At 61.2% G+C, this 17,618-nt stretch carries 14 protein-coding genes and 1 pseudogene; 3 read left to right on the top strand and 12 right to left on the bottom strand.

The annotated features are described in order from the left end of the window. Positions 1–48 precede the first annotated feature (48 nt). Complete coding sequence (locus tag OKB87_RS23645) at positions 49–480, bottom strand: methyl-accepting chemotaxis protein (protein WP_258955074.1); 432 nt, start codon at positions 478–480, stop codon at positions 49–51. Between the two features lie 108 nt (positions 481–588). Further along, positions 589–1,347, bottom strand: a pseudogene (locus OKB87_RS23640) (PAS domain-containing protein); the annotation flags it as partial. Between the two features lie 325 nt (positions 1,348–1,672). Between OKB87_RS23640 and fabV the strand changes: the two are divergent. Next, a complete protein-coding gene (fabV, locus tag OKB87_RS03000; protein ID WP_017408076.1) occupies positions 1,673–2,866 on the top strand; it encodes an enoyl-ACP reductase FabV in 1,194 nt (397 codons plus the stop codon). A 163-nt stretch (positions 2,867–3,029) separates the two neighbouring features. Continuing rightward, positions 3,030–4,505, top strand: coding sequence for a YfcC family protein (locus tag OKB87_RS02995; protein ID WP_103828540.1), 1,476 nt, complete (start codon positions 3,030–3,032; stop codon positions 4,503–4,505). Positions 4,506–4,570: 65 nt separating this feature from the next. On the opposite strand, the gene OKB87_RS02990 is transcribed toward OKB87_RS02995, so the two are convergent. Next, positions 4,571–5,785, bottom strand: coding sequence for a pyridoxal phosphate-dependent aminotransferase (locus OKB87_RS02990; RefSeq protein ID WP_011706443.1), 1,215 nt, complete (start codon positions 5,783–5,785; stop codon positions 4,571–4,573). A 379-nt stretch (positions 5,786–6,164) separates the two neighbouring features. Between OKB87_RS02990 and OKB87_RS02985 the strand changes: the two genes are divergently transcribed. Beyond that, complete coding sequence (locus tag OKB87_RS02985) at positions 6,165–6,377, top strand: DUF1653 domain-containing protein (RefSeq protein ID WP_017408079.1); 213 nt, start codon at positions 6,165–6,167, stop codon at positions 6,375–6,377. Positions 6,378–6,434: 57 nt separating this feature from the next. On the opposite strand, the gene OKB87_RS02980 is transcribed toward OKB87_RS02985, so the two are convergent. The 9 genes from OKB87_RS02980 to OKB87_RS02940 form a co-directional block, all read right to left on the bottom strand. Beyond that, on the bottom strand, positions 6,435–6,698 hold the full coding sequence (locus OKB87_RS02980; RefSeq protein ID WP_010633640.1) for a GrxA family glutaredoxin: 264 nt from the start codon (positions 6,696–6,698) through the stop codon (positions 6,435–6,437). 142 nt (positions 6,699–6,840) lie between these two features. Continuing rightward, a complete protein-coding gene (dacB, locus tag OKB87_RS02975; protein ID WP_270826413.1) occupies positions 6,841–8,277 on the bottom strand; it encodes a D-alanyl-D-alanine carboxypeptidase/D-alanyl-D-alanine endopeptidase in 1,437 nt (478 codons plus the stop codon). Between the two features lie 132 nt (positions 8,278–8,409). Then, entirely contained in the window at positions 8,410–10,170 is a 1,761-nt protein-coding gene (locus tag OKB87_RS02970; RefSeq protein ID WP_270826412.1) for a DEAD/DEAH box helicase, read from the bottom strand. A gap of 113 nt (positions 10,171–10,283) precedes the next feature. Further along, entirely contained in the window at positions 10,284–11,321 is a 1,038-nt protein-coding gene (locus OKB87_RS02965; RefSeq protein ID WP_017408082.1) for an HlyD family secretion protein, read from the bottom strand. Positions 11,322–11,324: 3 nt separating this feature from the next. After that, entirely contained in the window at positions 11,325–11,663 is a 339-nt protein-coding gene (locus OKB87_RS02960; RefSeq protein ID WP_017408083.1) for a DUF3302 domain-containing protein, read from the bottom strand. 289 nt (positions 11,664–11,952) lie between these two features. Beyond that, a complete protein-coding gene (locus OKB87_RS02955) occupies positions 11,953–13,374 on the bottom strand; it encodes a carbon starvation CstA family protein (protein ID WP_039214540.1) in 1,422 nt (473 codons plus the stop codon). Positions 13,375–13,514: 140 nt separating this feature from the next. Beyond that, positions 13,515–14,219 carry a two-component system response regulator BtsR gene (gene btsR, locus OKB87_RS02950; protein WP_270826411.1) on the bottom strand — a complete coding sequence of 235 codons (705 nt, stop codon included), beginning with the start codon at positions 14,217–14,219 and terminating at the stop codon, positions 13,515–13,517. A 57-nt stretch (positions 14,220–14,276) separates the two neighbouring features. Continuing rightward, the gene (locus OKB87_RS02945; protein WP_041216999.1) at positions 14,277–15,947 is read right to left on the bottom strand and encodes a sensor histidine kinase; all 1,671 of its coding nucleotides are present in this window, start codon (positions 15,945–15,947) and stop codon (positions 14,277–14,279) included. 353 nt (positions 15,948–16,300) lie between these two features. Beyond that, a complete protein-coding gene (locus OKB87_RS02940) occupies positions 16,301–17,536 on the bottom strand; it encodes an HD-GYP domain-containing protein (protein WP_011706434.1) in 1,236 nt (411 codons plus the stop codon). Positions 17,537–17,618 lie beyond the last annotated feature (82 nt).

Genomic DNA, 17,618 nt, shown 5'->3' with positions numbered 1-17,618 from the left:
AAGATAAAAACACGGGGCCTGGCCCCGTGTGTTGTGATGGTGAGGCCCCTAGATGGAGAGGCCCTTGACGGTGTCCGACACCGAGTTGGCGTCCTCGATGATCTCCTGAATGACGCCGGCGATGATGTCGGCCTGGGCCTGGCCCGCCATCGCCTTGTCCGATACCACCGAGACGGTCTGGGTGATCCTCGAGGTGATGTCGGAGTTGAGCCGGATGACGGAGACTATCTCGCCGGTGGAGGTGGAGGTTCTCGCCGCCAGCTGGCGCACTTCATCGGCCACCACCGCGAACCCGCGGCCCTGCTCGCCGGCGCGGGCCGCCTCGATGGCGGCGTTGAGCGCCAGCAGGTTGGTTTGATCCGCGATGCTGCTGATGGTCGAGATGATGGACTCTATGCTTCTGGATTGCTGGTTGAGGTTCTCTATCTGCCGGCTGACTTCACTGACCGAGCTGTTGATGTGGGCCGAGGTTTCCAGCACCTTGTCGATCACCTCCCGTCCCCTGGCGGCGCTCAGCACCGTCTCTCCGGCGATGGCGCAGGCCTTCTGGGCCGCTTCGCGCACCGAGATGGACTTCTCCACCCGCTCGCTGATGTTGCTCGCCAGCTTGATGATTTTGATCACCTTGCCCTCATGGTTGAAGATGGGGTTGTAGGTGGCCTCCAGCCAGATCTTCTCGCCGTGGCGACCACGGCGCATGAAGAGCCCCGACTGGATGGAGCCTGTCCCCAGATCCCGCCAGAAGTTGGGATTCTGCTGATAGAAGGCCTCGTCACAGAACATGCGGTGGGACTGGCCCACCACCTCGTCCAGCCGGTAGCCGAAGCAGTGCAGGAAATTCTGGTTGGCGGTGATGACGGTGCCATCGGGCTGGAAGTCGATGACGGCCAGGGATTTGTCCAGTGCCGCCAGCAGGGCCTGGCTACGTTCCAGGGTGGATTGCTGCTCGGTGACGTTGGAGGCCACCTTGGCTACCTTGATCACCTTGCCATCGAGGAGGATCGGGAAGTAGCTGGCTTCGAGCCAGACCGCCTTGCCCGATTTGGCCTGCCGGATGAAACGGCCGTTGCGCGACTCCCCCCTGCGCAGATCCTGCCACAGCTGCTCATATTCACGGGTTATCACGTCCTCGGGAAAGCAGAGGGCGCTGTGGTGCTTGCCAATCACCTCCTCCCGGGCGTAGCCCACGATGGCGAGAAAGCGATCGTTGACGAAGGTGACTACCCCCTCCGGGGTGAACTCGATATAGGGAACCCGTGACTGGATGGCCTGCTCAAAGGCGCCAAGTTTTGCGATCTGTGCCGCTTGTTCACTCTGTTCACTTTTACCCGTGCGATTCCAAAACATGGCGGAGCTCCTTGTTAAGACCCTGGTGAGGCCTTTCATGACAATACCCGACCGGCTGAATACTAGTACAGGTTGTTTGGTCGTCGCCTCAGCCACCAGGGTTAGTTGTTTGTTTTGTCATTATCGATCTTGCCATGTGGGCAAGCCGTGCAGAGGGGCAAGGAGGCCGGTCCCGCTCCGGCAGGCTGACGGCAGCCTCCTGGGTGGCATTTGTCTCACGCTTTGCTCATTTTCCCTGCGATTCAACACATCAGAGCACCTTATCGCGGCAAGATGAGGTATCTTATGCCCCGATTTCATCCATTAAACGGATCCGAGACCCCATATGATCATCAAACCCAAGGTTCGCGGCTTTATCTGCACCACCACTCACCCGGTCGGTTGTGAAGCCAATGTTCGTCGCCAGATCGCTTATACAAAGGCCAAGGGCACCATCGAAAATGGTCCCAAGAAGGTGCTGGTGATCGGCGCTTCCACCGGTTATGGCCTGGCTTCCCGCATTGCCGCCGCCTTTGGCTCCGGCGCTGCCACCCTCGGTGTCTTCTTCGAAAAAGCCGGCAGCGAGACCAAGACTGCCACCGCCGGCTGGTACAACTCCGCTGCCTTCGACAAGGCCGCCAAAGAGGCGGGTCTCTACGCCAAGAGCATCAACGGCGATGCCTTTTCCAACGAGTGCCGCGCCAAGGTGATCGAGCTCATCAAGCAGGATCTGGGTCAGATTGATCTGGTGGTCTACTCCCTGGCCTCGCCGGTGCGCAAACTGCCGGATACCGGCGAAGTGGTGCGCTCTGCTCTGAAACCGATCGGTGAGGTCTACACCACCACCGCCATCGACACCAACAAGGATCAGATCATTACCGCCACCGTCGAGCCGGCGAATGAGGAAGAGATCCAGAACACCATCACCGTCATGGGCGGTCAGGACTGGGAGCTGTGGATGGCAGCCCTGCGCGATGCAGGCGTACTGGCCGACGGCGCCAAGTCCGTGGCCTACTCCTACATCGGCACCGACCTGACCTGGCCAATCTACTGGCACGGTACCCTGGGTCGCGCCAAGGAAGATCTGGACCGCGCCGCCGCCGCCATCCGTGGCGATCTGGCCGCCAAGGGCGGTACCGCCCACGTGGCCGTGCTCAAATCCGTGGTGACCCAGGCCTCCTCCGCCATTCCGGTGATGCCGCTCTATATCTCCATGGCCTTCAAGATCATGAAGGAGAAGGGCATTCACGAGGGCTGCATGGAGCAGGTGGATCGCATGATGCGCACCCGTCTCTACGCTGCCGACATGGCGCTGGACGATCAGGCCCGCATCCGCATGGATGACTGGGAGCTGCGCGAAGACGTGCAGCAGACCTGCCGCGACCTGTGGCCGTCCATCACCAGCGAGAACCTCTGTGAGCTGACCGACTACACCGGTTACAAGCAGGAGTTCCTGCGCCTGTTCGGTTTCGGGCTGGACGAGGTGGATTACGATGCGGATGTGAATCCGGACGTGAAATTTGATGTGGTCGAGCTCTGAGTCTGACCCAAGTGAAAACAGGGCCCCGTGGGGCCCTGTTTTTTTGGCAAAAATCCCGCTAAGTTACGGAATTTTATTATCCGCGATCACCTTTTTCCCATATCAAACCCGCTAGTCTGGCGGTGATCGGATCACATGACGGCATTGCCGAGGTACGGAAGCTATGACCACTCCACATGAAGCGCCCAAAAAGCGCCAACTCCCCACAGTCTATACCCTGCTTTTCATCATCATCGCCCTGATGGCGGCCCTGACCTGGGTGCTGCCGGCGGGCAAATACAACTACGTGACGGCCAAGACCCAGCAGCCGATTGCGGCGGCGGCCGTGGCCGACTATAGCGGCGACGAGCGGCTGTTGCCGGTGCCCGGCAGCTACACCGAGCTCCCCTCCCAACCGCAGGGGGTATTCGATGTGCTCAAGGCGCCCATTCAGGGCTTCCACAAGGCCGCCGACGTGGCGCTGTTCGTGCTTATCATCGGCGGTTTTCTGGCGGTGACCATGCAGAGCGGGGCACTCGATGCCGGTGTAGGCGCCATCGTGCGCGGCTTTGCCGGGCGCGAGCGGTTGCTGATCCCTGTGCTGATCGCCCTGTTTGCCCTCGGCGGCTCCACCTTTGGCATGGCGGAGGAGACGGTGGCCTTCTGGGCACTGATCGTGCCGGTGATGATGGCGGCGGGCTTCGATCGCATGGTGGCGGCGGGGATCATCCTGCTCGGCTCCGGGGTCGGGGTGCTCGCCTCTACCGTCAACCCGTTTGCCACCGGCATCGCCTCCGGTTTTGCCGGCATCCCCATCGGTGAGGGGATTGGCCTTAGGGTTGTGCAGTGGCTGCTGCTGGTGATCTTCGCCTCCTGGTTCGTGATGCGCTACGCCAAGCAGGTGCAGCAGGACAAGTCCCGCTCCGTGCTGGCCGACATCGCCTATGACGACGAGTTCTCCCAGATGAAGAGCGGCAATCTCGCCTTCAGCGGCAAGCAGAAGCTCACCATGCTGGTCTTCTTCGGCACTTTCCTGCTGATGATCTATGCGGTGGTGCCCTGGTCGGATCTGGGCATCGACCTGCTGCCCACCCTGGGCTGGTGGTTTGACGAGCTCTCCACCCTGTTCTTCAGCGCCTCCATCCTGATCGCGCTGATCAACCGGATGCCGGAGTCCAACTACGTGGCGACCTTCCTGAGCGGCGCGCGGGACCTCATCGGGGTGGCGCTGGTGGTGGCGGTGGCACGCGGCATCTATGTGGTGATGGAGCATGGGGTCATCATCGACACCATACTGCACTGGGCCGAGGGGCTGGTGAGCGGGCTGTCGTCGTCGGTGTTCATCCTGATGGCCTATCTGGTGCACATCATCCTGAGCTTCTTCATTCCGTCCACCTCGGGGCTGGCGACCGTCTCCATGCCGCTGATGGGGCCGCTGGCGGACTTCTCCGGCATCTCGCGGGATCTGGTGATCACCGCCTATCAGTCCGCCTCCGGCTGGATCAATCTGTTCGCCCCCACCGCCGCCCATCTGGTGGCGGGGCTGGCGCTGGCCAAGATCCCCTACGATCGCTTCGTGCGCTGGGTGCTGCCCTTCATCATCGGGGTGGCTCTCATCACCATGGCGGTGCTGGTGGCCGGTGCCCTGCTGCACGGTTGATGGCACGGATAGCAAACGACAGACAACAAAAAGGCTCCCGCGGGAGCCTTTTTCATGAGCCTTGCTTACTGTTTGTAGCCCTTGAGGAAGCGGGCGAGACGGCCGATGGCCTCTTCCAGCTCCTCTTCCCGGGGCAGGAACACCAGCCGGAAGTGATCCGGTGCCGGCCAATTGAAGCCGGTGCCCTGCACCAGCAGCAATTTTTCCTGCTGCAACAGATCGAACACCATCTTCTGGTCGTCGCGGATGTCGTACACCTTGGGGTCGAGGCGCGGGAACATGTAGAGCGCCCCCTTGGGTTTGACGCAGGATACCCCAGGAATATCGTTGAGCAGTTCCCACGCCTTGTCGCGCTGGCGGCGCAGGCGGCCGCCCGGCAGGATCAGCTCGTTGATGCTCTGATAGCCACCCAGAGCGGTCTGGATGGCGTGCTGCATCGGCACGTTGGCACACAGCCGCATGGAGGCCAGCATCTCCAGCCCCTCGATGTAGCCCTTGGCACGGCCCTTGGGACCGGTAATGACCATCCAGCCCTGACGGAAGCCGCAGGCGCGGTAGGCTTTGGAGAGGCCGTTGAAGGTCACCACCATCACATCGTCGCACAGGGTGCAGACGCTGGTGTGGGAGATGTCGTCGTAGAGGATCTTGTCGTAGATCTCGTCGGCGAAGATGATGAGGTTGTGCTGGCGGGCGATCTCGATCACTTCCAGCAGGAACTCGCTGCCGTAGACGGCGCCGGTCGGGTTGTTGGGGTTGATCAGCACCAGGCCGCGGGTGCGCGGGGTGATGCGGGCGCGGATGTCGTCGAGATCCGGATACCAGTCGGCCCCTTCGTCGCAGCGATAGTGCACCGCATGGCCGCCGGAGAGGGTCACTGCCGCCGTCCACAGCGGATAGTCGGGGGAGGGCACCAGCATCTCGTCGCCGTTGTTGAGCAGCGCCTGCATCGCCATCACGATGAGCTCGCTGGCACCGTTGCCGATGTAGATGTCGTCGATGTCGACCTTGCGCATCCCTTTCTGCTGGTAGTACTGCATCACCGCCTTGCGGGCCGAGAACAGCCCCTTGGAGTCGCAGTAGCCCTGGCTGAGCGGCATGTTGAGGATCACATCCTTGATGATCTCTTCCGGTGCATCGAAACCGAACGGGGCCGGGTTGCCGATGTTGAGCTTGATGATGCGGTGGCCTTCGTCTTCGAGACGGCGAGCTTCTTTATGCACCGGGCCGCGGATGTCATAGCAGACATCGTCGAGCTTGTGCGACTTGTCGATAGTGAACATGGTGACTGTGATTCCTTCCCCTGGGGGCGCGTTGGCGAAAAAGGCGTTTTTTAGTATCAAATTTCTTTTCCCCTATTCTTCACAGAATTGAATGCTAGAACAATCCTCTTTTTAGTAGAATTCCCTGATTTTTAGCCCTGAAACAGGGTTGCCAAAACGTTAAATTCAGCACGATCGTTTGTGGTAACCGAGTTTCACCAGTGAAAGATGAGGGGCTGATTAACAAAGCTACCCGACTGTGTTGAAATATTCACTCTCGCTGGCACGATTGGCTTGCGTGAAAAATGTCATTATTTTTGTCGGCGCCGGCCCCAAAAGCAGAGCATGTGGTCTGCGCGCCATGCTGGCGCCGCCCGGCGTCGATATCGAAGGAGTTCCCATGCAAGCCCCCGCAGTTGGTCGCTACCGCCATTTCAAGGGTGGGTATTATCAGGTGTTGACCCTGGCCCTGCACACCGAAACCGGGGAGCAGCTGGTGATCTACCAGAGCGAGCAGGATGGCGCCGTCTACGCCCGCCCGGTGGCCATGTTCATGGAGTGGATCGAGCATCAGGGAGACGTGGTGAGCCGTTTCACCCCGGTTGCCGGCTGAGGCTGACCATTGACCATGAAAAAAGGCGCCTGATGGCGCCTTTTTCACAACGTGAGCTTACTGGTAGAGACCCAGGTTCTCTTTGGCATAGGCTTCGAAATCGGTGCAGCCACCGATGTGCTGCTCGTCCAGGAAGATTTGCGGCACGGTATTGACCGGCTTGCCGGCGCTCTTGGCCAGGTCTTCCTTGGTTATGCCTTCGGCGTGGATGTCCACGTAGCGGAATTTGAAATCGTCACGCTGTTCAACTAGCTGCTCGGCGATCTGCTTGGCACGGACACAATAGGGGCAACCGGGACGACCAAAAATCACTGCAAACATGTTCTCTCTCCATTCATATGAGGCTGGGGACAGGATAGCCCCGCCTCGTGACTAGTCAAAGTGGAAATTGTCGATACGGCCGTTCGCCATCTTCGATAAGGCGCGCTTCGCCGGCCGTGATCGTCAATCACCGGGCGGCAGCTCAACCCTGATCGGCGATCTGGATCGGCTGCTGCTGGTAGATGCTCTCCAGCACTCCCTTCTCGAACACGGTCCAGGGCCAGGCAGCCTTGCTGGCGCGGTAGCGCTCATGGGTCGCCGGATCCTGCGACAGGCCGCGCTGGAACATCACGAAGGCCTTGCGCTGGCCGCCGGCGGTGTCGATGAAGCCCACCAGGTTGGAGGTGCCGGTGATGGTGCCGGTCTTGGCGTGCACCTTGTTTTTCATCATGGGGGCGGTGACGCTGCGCCGCCAGGCCAGGGTGCCATCTACCTGGGAGCTTGGCAGCAGCTTGATGAGGCCAAGCTCGGCATCATTTTTCTGGATGAAGTTAAGCACCGACAGCATCTGGCGGGCGCTGATGAGGTTGTGGGCAGAGAGGCCGGAGCCGTCGGCCAGGGTGGCGTTGCCCAGATCGATGCCGTTCTTGGTCAGGATGGCGCGCACCGCCATGGTGCCGCTGCGATAGCTGCCCGGCTTGTTGTAGTAGTGGCGACCGACGGTCTTGAGGAAGGTATCGGCATAGAGGTTGTCGGATTTTTTCAGCATCTTGGCCAGCATCACCGGCAATGAGACCGAGTAGTGGGTGCCCAGCGTCTCGGCGTTGTCCGGCGACTTGTGGGTGACCCGCAGCAGGCCGTCATGCTTGATGCCGGCACGGTCCATGGCCCAGCGGATGTTGTCCCAGCCCCAGGCTTCCACGTCGTGGATGGCGAAGCGCAGCCCCTGCGGATCCTTGTTCGGGGTGATACAGCCCTTGAGCTCGTAGAAGTTGCCCTTGGCCATGTCCACTTCCAGTGCGCAGAACTGGCGCGCCATGTCGCTATAGCTCATCACCTCCACGTTGTCGGCACCGATGCCGATGGGGACGCCGGTGGCCACGTTGCCGGTGGCCGGTTTGCCGATCTGGGTGGCTGTGATGGTGCCGTAGGCGCAGTTCTTGTCGATGATGACCGAGGAGACCGGGGCGGCGAAACAGAGGGTCTGATCCCCCCACGACCAGCCGTTGCCGCGCTCGTAGCCGTTGTAGGCGCCGGTGTTGACGTAGACGTTGCCCTTGATGCGGTTCACGCCAAGCTGCTTGAACAGGGCCAGCAGATCCATGCGGGAGAGGGTGGGGTCGCCGACGAAGTTGATCCAGATGTCGCCATTGATGGCATCACCCTGTTTGGCGCCGGGCTGAGCCTGGATGTCGGTGGCAAAGCGGAAGTCGGCACCGAGCTCGAGACGGGCCGCCAGCGCGGTGAGTACCTTCATGGTGGAGGCGGGGGCGATCATCTGATCCGCATGGCGGGCAAATTCAACCCCGTTGTTGCCCTGCACTATGATGGCGTACTGGCCACCCTCAGGGGGCGTCAGCGGGGCGGCCTGGGCCGCCAGGGAAAAGAGAGCACAAAAACCAATCAACAGCCGCTGCATAACATCCTCTAAACGTGACGAAGGGGCCCGGCAGTGGTGCCGGCCCTGACAATTCAACCTTGTTTCACCCGCCGATGCGGGATCAACCGTGGCAAAGCCATTCATACGATTTATGCCGGTCGCCACTGGCCATCACGCCATCGAGTTGGCGGTGCGATAGCGACCCTCATAATCAAAAATCTTCTCTTTTATCTGCCAGAACCGCCCCGCTTTGCGGGCGATGACGAAATCGGGGTGGCGAAACTGGCTTTCTGCCGCCAGCACGCTCGCCAGGGTGGCAAATTCGGGTTCCAGACCCGGAGCGGGCCAATGATGACGCACAAAGACCTGTTGAAACAAGCGCCGTGCGCCCTGGGAGTGAAATCCGAAGTATTCATTGAGGGTGAGGCCATCCTCATCGTGATAGACCACCTCCAGCCGCTCCCCTTGTTTGCCAAGCCCGGCATTCAGCGTCAGCCCGGCGCAGCGAATGACCATGCAGTCCTTGAGATTGAGCGCCTCTTTGAGCTTGTCGTCAGGGTCCACCAGCAGCTGATCGCAGCTCTGGCAGCGGCGGGCGGCGATGTCGTTTTCGCTGCCGCAAGCGGGGCAGATCTTGGCGCGAAAGCGGTAGTCGCACTCCTCGCGGTTGCCCTCGTCATCTTCAAACAGTCCCTGACAGCGGCGACCGTAGTGCTCAATCACCTTGCCATCCTCGTCGATCTTGCCCCAGAAGGTGTTGGCAAAGCCGCAGGCGGGGCAGGGCACCTGCACCGGCTCGGTGCCGGCGTGGGGGCGAGGCTCCCCCACTTCGGGGGCGAACAGGTTGAAGTTGTTGCCGGCGTAGTCGAGCACCAGACAGTCCGTCTTACCGGGCGAGAGGCGCAGGCCGCGACCCACGATCTGCTGGTAGAGCGACACCGATTCTGTGGGTCTGAGCATCACGATAAGATCCACGTGGGGGGCGTCGAAGCCGGTAGTGAGCACCGCCACGTTGACCAGAAACTTGAGCTCGCGCGCCTTGAAGGCGTTGATGAGGGCATCGCGCTCCGGCCCCGGCGTCTCGCCGGTGATGAGGGCCGCCTGCTGGCCTCTGGCGCCCAGCAGGCCGTGAATTTCGCGGGCATGTTCGACGGTGGCGGCGAAGATCATCACCCCCTGCCGGTCGGCCGCATACTCCAGCACCTGGCTCAGGATATGGGGGGTGACCCGCTGCTGGCGTTTGAGCTCGCCGTTCAGATCCGCCTCGCTGAAGAGGCCATTCTCCCGCGCCACCAGCTTGCTGAAGTCGTAGTGGACGATGGGGGCATCCACCATGCGCGGCGGCGTCAGATAGCCGTTTTTGACCATGAAGCGCAGCGGCAGCTCGAACACGCAGTCGCCGAACAGTCGCTCGCCGTGGCTTTTCACCATGCCGTGGTAGTGGCGCCGGTAGATCCAGCCCAGCCCGAGCCGATAGGGGGTGGCGGTGAGACCGAGGATCTTGAGGGCTGGATTGGCGGCCTTGAGGTGGTCGATCACCTGATGGTATTGGCTGTCATCATCGAGCGAGACCCGGTGGCACTCGTCGATTATGAGCAGCGAAAACGCCCCGTCGAAGGCAGCCAGATTGCGCGCTACCGACTGCACCGAGCCAAACACCACCTGGGCGCTCGCCTCCTTGCGAGCGAGCCCGGCGGCGAAGATGTCGGCCTTGAGCCCCCACGCCTCGTATTTGGCGTGGTTCTGCTCCACCAGCTCCTTGACGTGGGCCAGCACCAGCACCCGGCCGCGCGCCTTGCGGGCCAGTTCGGCGATCACCAGACTCTTGCCGGCCCCGGTGGGCAGTACCACCACGGCGGGATCCGGGTGCTGGCGAAAGTGGCTGATCACGGCGTTGACGGCGTCGGTCTGATAGGGTCTGAGAACGAACATGCAGGCTTGGGGTATCGATATGGGGTGGTGCAGGATGGCGCCATTATAGGGATCTTGGCGCCAAAAAACAGCGGGCCGGCATGGTGCCGGCCCGCTGGCGTTGACGTCTTCGCTTAGTGGAAGGGGAAGACGTAGTTCATCCAGCTGGCCATGCGCAGCAGCACCTTGCGCATCACCGAGACATGGTGGAAGTGCTTGGTGTAGATGGCGGCTTGGCCGCTGGCCCCGGCGATCACCTGATACTTGGCCCACTCGGGGTCGGTGATGGAGATGAGCACCGGCAGGCGGCCCGGCCGCACGGCACTGGTCTGATCCAGCAGGCCGGCGTTGGCCTGCACATTGCCTGCGGCGATGGCCGGGATCACGGCGGTCACCTTGCCCTGGAAGATCTTGCCGGGGATGCCGTCGATCACCACTTCGGCCTCATCGCCCACCGCCAGGCGCTGCATGCTGTTCTGCCAGAACCAGCCTACATAGGCGTTCTCATCCTCGTGAATGAAGGTCATCACCGGGCGATACATGTAGGGGGTGGCGATCATGCCGGGGCGCAAGGCCAGCTGCACCACGTGACCGTTGCTCGGGGCATAGACCACGGTCTGCGCGACCTGATATTTGGCCTCATCAAGCTGGGCCTGCAGATCTTCCAGCGTTGCCTGTTGCTGCTCAAGCTGGGCCACGATGTCGTCCACGTTGGCCTGGGTGACGTCGAGGTCGCGCTGCTTGCCGACGCCGCGACGCATCAGATCGCTGGCGCGATCCCGGTCGAGCTTGGCGGAGCGCAACCTGGCCTCGATGGACTTGAGGTGGTTGCGGTTGGATTCAACCCGCGCCGTCAGGCTGTCTGCTTTGAGCTGGAAGGGGGCGGCATCCAGGCGAAACAGCACGTCGCCCTTCTTTACCGGCTGGTTGGCCTGTACCGGCACCTCAATGACCCGGCCCTTGACCAGCGGCACGATCGGGGTGGAGACGTAGTAGTTGCGTGCCATCTCGGAGTAGGGATGGTTGTAGTTCATCAGCATGATCAGGGTGCCGATGATCAGCACGCCGCCCAGTACGGCGGTGGGCACGGTCCACTTGTTGAGCGGGATACGGAAGATTTTGAAGATGGCCACGCAGATGGCCGTGTAGGTCAGGATCAGTAGCAGGTCCATGATTTATCCCTGTTGCTCGGTCTGTTCGATGGTGTTGAGACGGGTTTTGAGGTCGGCCAGCTCCTGTTTGAGCTGCTGGATATCCTCTTCATCCTGCTGCAGCCGCTGATTGAACCCCCAGCCCCGCTCGGGACGATAGAGGGTGGCCCAGATCCAGAGGAAGGGCCACAGCACGTGCAAGGTAAACAGACTGACCCAGCCGGCCACGTGAATGGCGTCCTGATGGGGGTGCTGACGATGCTTGGCTATTTCATAGGGAATGTCATGAATGACGATGACCCCATAAAAAATGACCAAACCCACAAAAAAAAGCAGACCAAGAGCAAAATAATCGAGTGCCATTTATGCCTCCGCTGGCTTGACGCACCGCATTGTCATTGGGAACAGGGCTCTGCAAGGCAGTCAGCCACCTGATTTCCCTCCTGTCGGGCCCGAAATCTTAAGTTGTTTTGTTGTACTGAAGCTTAAGTAGTTTCCAAGTCGTCAAAACAGACGCTGATGTTGTTGGGGGCAAGTCCGTAAAGTCGTATCCATGACAAGAACTTACGGGACGAGTATGGCATTAGTGCGATGAGATGAGCAGCAAAAAAAGGAGCCTTTATGGCTCCTTTTTTGACATGGTTGGCGTGGATCAACTTTCGCTGGGCTTGTTGATCAGCGCGGGCCTGAATTTCACCAGGAAGGCCACCGTGACGATCAGGGTGCTGGCCAGCCCAATCATGGTGGAGACGCCCATCTCCAGCCCGAACCCGATGGGGGCGTTGGCCAGATAGGTGAACACCACGGCGGTCATGAACATGGCGGGAATGGTGCAGACCCAGTGCAGCTTGCCCTCTTTGGCGAGGTAGGCCGCCGCCGCCCACAGCATCATCACCGCGGTGGTCTGGTTGGCCCAGCCGAAGTAGCGCCAGATCACCCCGAATTCAGCCTTGGAGATGATGAAGCCGAGGATGAACATGGGGATGGCGATGAGCAGTCGCTTGGCCATGGGCTTCTGGGTCAGTTTCAGGAAGTCCGCGACGATGAGGCGGGCACTGCGAAACGCGGTGTCGCCGGAGGTGATGGGCAGGATCACCACGCCGAGGATGGCCAGGATGCCGCCGACGGTGCCGAGCAGGCTGGTGGAGACCTCGTGTACCACGGCAGAGGGGCCGCCGCTGGCCAGGGTGGCGTTGAGCGCCTCGGTGCTGTCGTAGAAGGAGAGACCCAGGGTGCACCAGATGAGGGCGATGATCCCTTCACCAATCATGGCGCCGTAGAAGATGAAGCGGCCGGAGCTCTCGTTTTGCATGCAGCGCGCCATCAGCGGTGACTGGGTGGCGTGGAAGCCCGACACGGCGCCGCAGGCGATGGTGATGAACAACAGCGGCCAGAGCGGCAGCTCGGTCGGGTGCAGGTTGGAGAAATCCATCCCGGTGTTGTAGAAGCCTTTGCCGGAGACGATGAGGCCGATGATGAGGCCGACCGACATGAACACCAGCAGGGCGCCGAAGATGGGGTAGAAACGGCCGATGATTTTGTCGATGGGGACTATGGTCGCCAGGATGTAGTAGGCGAAGATGGCCGCAATCCAGTAGACCAGATCGGTGGAGGTGAGGTTGGCCAGAAGGCCAGCCGGGCTCAGCACGAACACCACGCCCACCAGCATCAACAGCACCACGGCGAACAGGTTCATGAAGTGCTTGGCGGTAGTGCCGAGGTGTTCACCGACCACGGTCGGCACCGAGGCGCCCTTGGCGCGCACCGACAGCATGCCGGAGAAGTAGTCGTGCACCGCACCGGCGAAGATGCAGCCGAACACGATCCAGAGCATGGCGACCGGACCGTAGAGGGCGCCCAGGATGGGGCCGAAGATGGGGCCGACGCCGGCGATGTTGAGCAGCTGAACCAGATAGACCTTCTTGTCCGACATGGGGACATAGTCCACCCCGTCCGCCATGGTGATGGCGGGGGTTTTCAGCTCCGGCTTGGGGCCAAATATCCGTTCGATGAATTTGCCGTATACGAAATAGCCGGCTATTAACAAGCCGACACAGAGGAAGAACCAGATCATTGCTACGCTCCTGCTTTGTTATTGTTGGGTGTGCGCGGCCAGTGTAGGGGCTTGCTCTGTTGACGGCAGGTAAAACGGCATGAGCGGCCATATGGCGGACCGAGCGGTCGGCGCTCGTGATCCGGCTCACATCGCGGGGCTTACTCCAGCCCCAGCATCTCCTTCAACTCCTTCAGGTAGCGGCGGCTGACCGGCACCCGGGCGCCGCTCGGCGTCACTATCTCCGCCAGCTGGTTCTCCAGCAGCCGGATCTCGAAGATGGCGGCCGGGGCCACCAGATACTGGCGGTGGCAGCGCAGCAGCGGGGTCTTCTCCTCCAGGGATTTGAGGGTGAGCTGGGTGTGGAACAGCTCGCCCTGGCTCGCCACGTGCACCCCGCCGAGATCGGAGAAGGCGTACTCCACCTGCTCGATGGGCAGCAGCCGTACCCGGTTGTGCAGGTAGCCCGGGATGTGGCGAATGGCGGGGGCGAGCGCCGTCATGGGCTGGGGGGTTAGATCTTGCCTGAGCCGCGCCAGCGTCTTAGCCAGACGCGCCGGCTCCACCGGTTTGAGCAGGTAGTCGAAGGCGTTCTCCTCGAATGCCTGGATGGCGTACTCGTCAAAGGCGGTGACAAAGACGATGCGGGGCAGGGGATCGAGCATGGCGACCAGCTCCATGCCGCTGAGCTTGGGCATCTGGATGTCGAGAAACACCACGTCGGGTTTGAGCCGCTGAATAAGCGCCAGCGCCTCGATGGCATTGGCGGCCGCTCCCAGCTGTTCGATATCGGGCTCGGCGGCCAGGTGCTGCATCAGCTCCTCGCGGGCGTAAAGCTCGTCATCGACGATGAGGGTGCGGATCATGGGGTTCTCCTGCGTGGTTGGGGTAGTGAGTGAAGATGAAGTGGGACGGCGGCCGGATCATGGCAGTTCCCTTGGCAGGGTGACGGAGACCCGGGTCCAGCAGTCGGGCTCGCAACTGACGCTCAGGCCATAGCGGTTGCCGAAGGCGCTCTTGAGGCGCCTGTCCACCAGGGTCATGCCGAGCCCGTCACCGGCCGGTTTCTCCTGCCAGGTGCCGGCATTGTCCTCCACGTGAATGGTGACCCGCTCTGCCGTCTGCTCGGTGTAGAGGCGGATGTGCCCCTGCTCCAGCAGGGTGGAGATGCCGTGCTTGATGGCATTCTCGATGAGGGGCTGCAGGGTGAAGCTCGGCAGCTTGAGGTCGGCGAGGGCCGGCGGGATCTCGTTTTGTACCGTCAGCCGGTCGCCAAAGCGGGCCAGCTCGATCTCCAGATAGGATTGGCAGTGCTCCTGCTCCTCCTGCAGGGTGGCCAGGCCGCTCTGGCGCTTGAGGTTCTTGCGAAAGAACAGGGAGAGGTGCAGCAGCAGCTGGCGCGCCCGCTCCGGTTCGCGCCGGGTGATGGCGCTGATGGTGTTGAGGGTGTTGAACAGAAAGTGGGGATTGATCTGGGCCTGCACCAGCTTGAGCTCGGACTGCACCAGCAGTCGCTGCTGCTGCTCCAGCCGGCCGGTCAGCAACTGCTGGGAGAGCAGGTTGGCAATCCCTTCTCCCAGGGTGTGGTTGATCTTGAGAAACAGCCGCTTCTTGGGCTCGTAGAGCTTGATGGTGCCGATCACCCCCTCGTCGCCGTGCAGCGGGATCACCAGCACCGAGCCGAGCTGGCACTGGGGCGAGATGCTGCAGCGGTAGGGCTGGCTGTTGCCGTCGGCAAACAGCACCTTGTTGCGGGCGATGGCCTGCATGGTGATGGCCGAGGTGATGGGGGTACCTGGCTGGTGGTGATCCTCGCCGATGCCGATGAAGGCGAGGATCTTGTCGGTATCCGTGATGGCGACGGCGCCCACCCCGGTCTCCTCCTGGATGATGCGGGCAATCTTGTGGCTGGCCTCGGGGGTGAAACCCTGGCTCATGATGCCGACGGTGCGGTTGGCGATATTGAGCGCCTTGGCGGAGAAGACCCGGGAGAACTTCTCGTACATCTGCTGCTGATCGCGGATCATGCTGATGAAGAGCGCGGCGCCGCAGGAGTTGGCCAGGATCATGGGGGTGGCGATGGTACGCACCAGCAGCAGGGATTTATCGAATGGCGTGGCCACCAGCAGGATGATCACCATCTGCATGATCTCGGCGTAGAGGGTGGTGAAGAAGGCGATGCGCGGCTCGAACAGGGCGTCCATCTTGCCCGCCCGCATCAGCCGCCAGTGCACCAGCCCGCCCAGCAGCCCCTCGCAGGTGGTGGAGATGGCGCAGGCCAGATCGGTGAAGCCACCCAGGGTATAGCGGTGCAGGCCGCCGGTCAGCCCCACCAGAAAGCCCACCAGCGGGCCCCCCAGCAGCCCGCCCAGCACGGCGCCGACGGCGCGGGTATTGGCGATGGCGTCGTCGATATCCAGCCCCACGTAGGTGCCGAGAATGCAGAAGCAGGAGAAGGTAATGTAGATGAGCACCTTGTGAGGCAGCCTGACCGAGTAGTTGGCCAGCGGACGCAGCAGCGGACTCTTGGAAAAGAGGTAGGCGATGACCAGGCTGACGCTCATCTGTTGAAGCAGGGAGAGGACCAACTGCATAAAAAACGTTCCTCAGAGTCCGTGCCGAAAAAATCGGCAACCTTGAATAAATGTGATCAGGATCTTGTTCTGCGGGGCGCCAGGGCGGGATTGCGGCCGCAGTGTGCCAGAAACGTGAAATAAAACCATATTAAATCAGTATGTTAAATTGATATTTGTGTAATCGCCCAAGGGTTGATATTGCTGGATGGAGCATGAATGTATCCGCTGGATACGCCACACGGAGGTGGCATGCTCCGCCCGGCCCCTTGGCTGGGCGTTTTTTATCCATGGTGGATGGCGAACAATTTTGCGGGCAATCGAGTGATTATTCAGGTTTGTCCAATGAGTTATCCCCAGCTTCTGGGGATAACTCAGAAGGCAAAATAGTAACAGAAGCGTCGGGTCAGGTTGAAAAACAGCCGTTGCCCCTCATCCAGCTCTTCCTGCTTGATAAATGATTTGATGGTGCGCTCATCTTCCCGCAGGTCGATCATCGCCACCCCTTCCGGCCGCTGCGCCTTGATGTAGGGCAGCACCTTGGGCTTGAGCGGCATGGTGGGCTCGGTGGAGAGCACCAGCGCCACCGAGTCGTCTGAGAGCATCACCAGCGAACCGGGCGGATAGACCCCCAGCACCTTGATCAGCAGCTTGACCAGATCCTGGTCGAATTTCTTCTGCGACAGCTTGTAGAGCTGGCTGATGGCCTGGCTCGGCGCCGCCGGTGTGGCGCTGTTGCGCGGGTGCAGCAGCTCGTCATAGTAATCCACCAGCCCGATGATCCGCGCCAGCGGCGGGATTTCACCCCCCTTGATGCCAAGGGGAAAGCCGCTGCCGTCGAGGCGCTCGTGATGCAGATGGGCCACCTGGCGGATCTTGGGCTCGAAGGCCTGCAGCTGGGTCAGCATCTCCAGCCCGTACTGGGGGTGCATGTTGAGGAAATTTTGCTCCGACTTGTTGAGCTCCCCCCGTTTCTGGGTGATCTGAGTCGGGATCTTCAGCTCGCCGATGTCGTGCACCAGGCCGGCCAGCCCGGTCTCTTCGATTTCAATGGGGTTCATGCCGAGCTCGCGGGCCATCAACATGGCGATGAAGGCCACATTCAGGCTGTGCTGCAGCAGGATGTCGGTGTGCGGGCTGCGAATGAGGTGCAGACCGAGCGGGCCTTCGTGGGCACTGATGCGGGCGGCAGCGTTGCGCACTATCTGCGCCGTGTTGGCGAGCCCTTCGTCCGGCTTGAGGTTGAGTGCCCCCAGCGCATCGCGCAGCTCGGACATGGATTGGCCGAAGGCCTTGTCGGCGGCGCGCAGGGAGCGGCGAAAGGCTTTCTCATCAAACGGGGCAGGGCCACTCTCCACCAGCTCTTCGATGATCGACAGGTCAGGCCCGGCGGAAGGGATGTCACCGCGCAAGATGGGTTCGATAGGCAGGTCGCTCTTGTCGGGATCCACCATCAGCAGGCTGAGATCGAGATGGCGAATGATGTCGAGTTGCTGCTGATCCTTGATCTTGAATGCATTGAACATAAAAGGGTGGTTGGTCCATCCCGTGGGGAGATGGATGTAGTGGCCTACCCGCAACTGCTCGATGGAGGCTTGTATCAGCGCCATACGCTAGCTCGCATTTCATGAATGCCTATGAACAAGCTAGCAAAATTAAGCAGATAGACAAACAAAAAAGCCCGCGCATGTG

The organism is Aeromonas sp. Y318-1 (assembly GCF_027706125.1).
In the GTDB taxonomy this organism is placed as follows: domain Bacteria; phylum Pseudomonadota; class Gammaproteobacteria; order Enterobacterales; family Aeromonadaceae; genus Aeromonas; species Aeromonas hydrophila.
Note: the sequence above shows the minus strand (reverse complement) of the source record. Positions and strands in the feature narration are given on the sequence as shown.

Coding starts and splice junctions, on each gene's coding strand:
- OKB87_RS02980 (WP_010633640.1), bottom strand. CDS start 6,698: ATGTTTGCAGTGATTTTTGGTCGTCCCGGTTGCCCCTATTGTGTCCGT.
- OKB87_RS02960 (WP_017408083.1), bottom strand. CDS start 11,663: ATGGCACTCGATTATTTTGCTCTTGGTCTGCTTTTTTTTGTGGGTTTG.
- dacB (WP_270826413.1), bottom strand. CDS start 8,277: ATGCAGCGGCTGTTGATTGGTTTTTGTGCTCTCTTTTCCCTGGCGGCC.
- OKB87_RS02995 (WP_103828540.1), top strand. CDS start 3,030: ATGACCACTCCACATGAAGCGCCCAAAAAGCGCCAACTCCCCACAGTC.
- OKB87_RS02990 (WP_011706443.1), bottom strand. CDS start 5,785: ATGTTCACTATCGACAAGTCGCACAAGCTCGACGATGTCTGCTATGAC.
- fabV (WP_017408076.1), top strand. CDS start 1,673: ATGATCATCAAACCCAAGGTTCGCGGCTTTATCTGCACCACCACTCAC.
- OKB87_RS02970 (WP_270826412.1), bottom strand. CDS start 10,170: ATGTTCGTTCTCAGACCCTATCAGACCGACGCCGTCAACGCCGTGATC.
- OKB87_RS02955 (WP_039214540.1), bottom strand. CDS start 13,374: ATGATCTGGTTCTTCCTCTGTGTCGGCTTGTTAATAGCCGGCTATTTC.
- OKB87_RS02965 (WP_017408082.1), bottom strand. CDS start 11,321: ATGGACCTGCTACTGATCCTGACCTACACGGCCATCTGCGTGGCCATC.
- OKB87_RS02945 (WP_041216999.1), bottom strand. CDS start 15,947: ATGCAGTTGGTCCTCTCCCTGCTTCAACAGATGAGCGTCAGCCTGGTC.
- OKB87_RS02985 (WP_017408079.1), top strand. CDS start 6,165: ATGCAAGCCCCCGCAGTTGGTCGCTACCGCCATTTCAAGGGTGGGTAT.
- OKB87_RS02940 (WP_011706434.1), bottom strand. CDS start 17,536: ATGGCGCTGATACAAGCCTCCATCGAGCAGTTGCGGGTAGGCCACTAC.
- btsR (WP_270826411.1), bottom strand. CDS start 14,219: ATGATCCGCACCCTCATCGTCGATGACGAGCTTTACGCCCGCGAGGAG.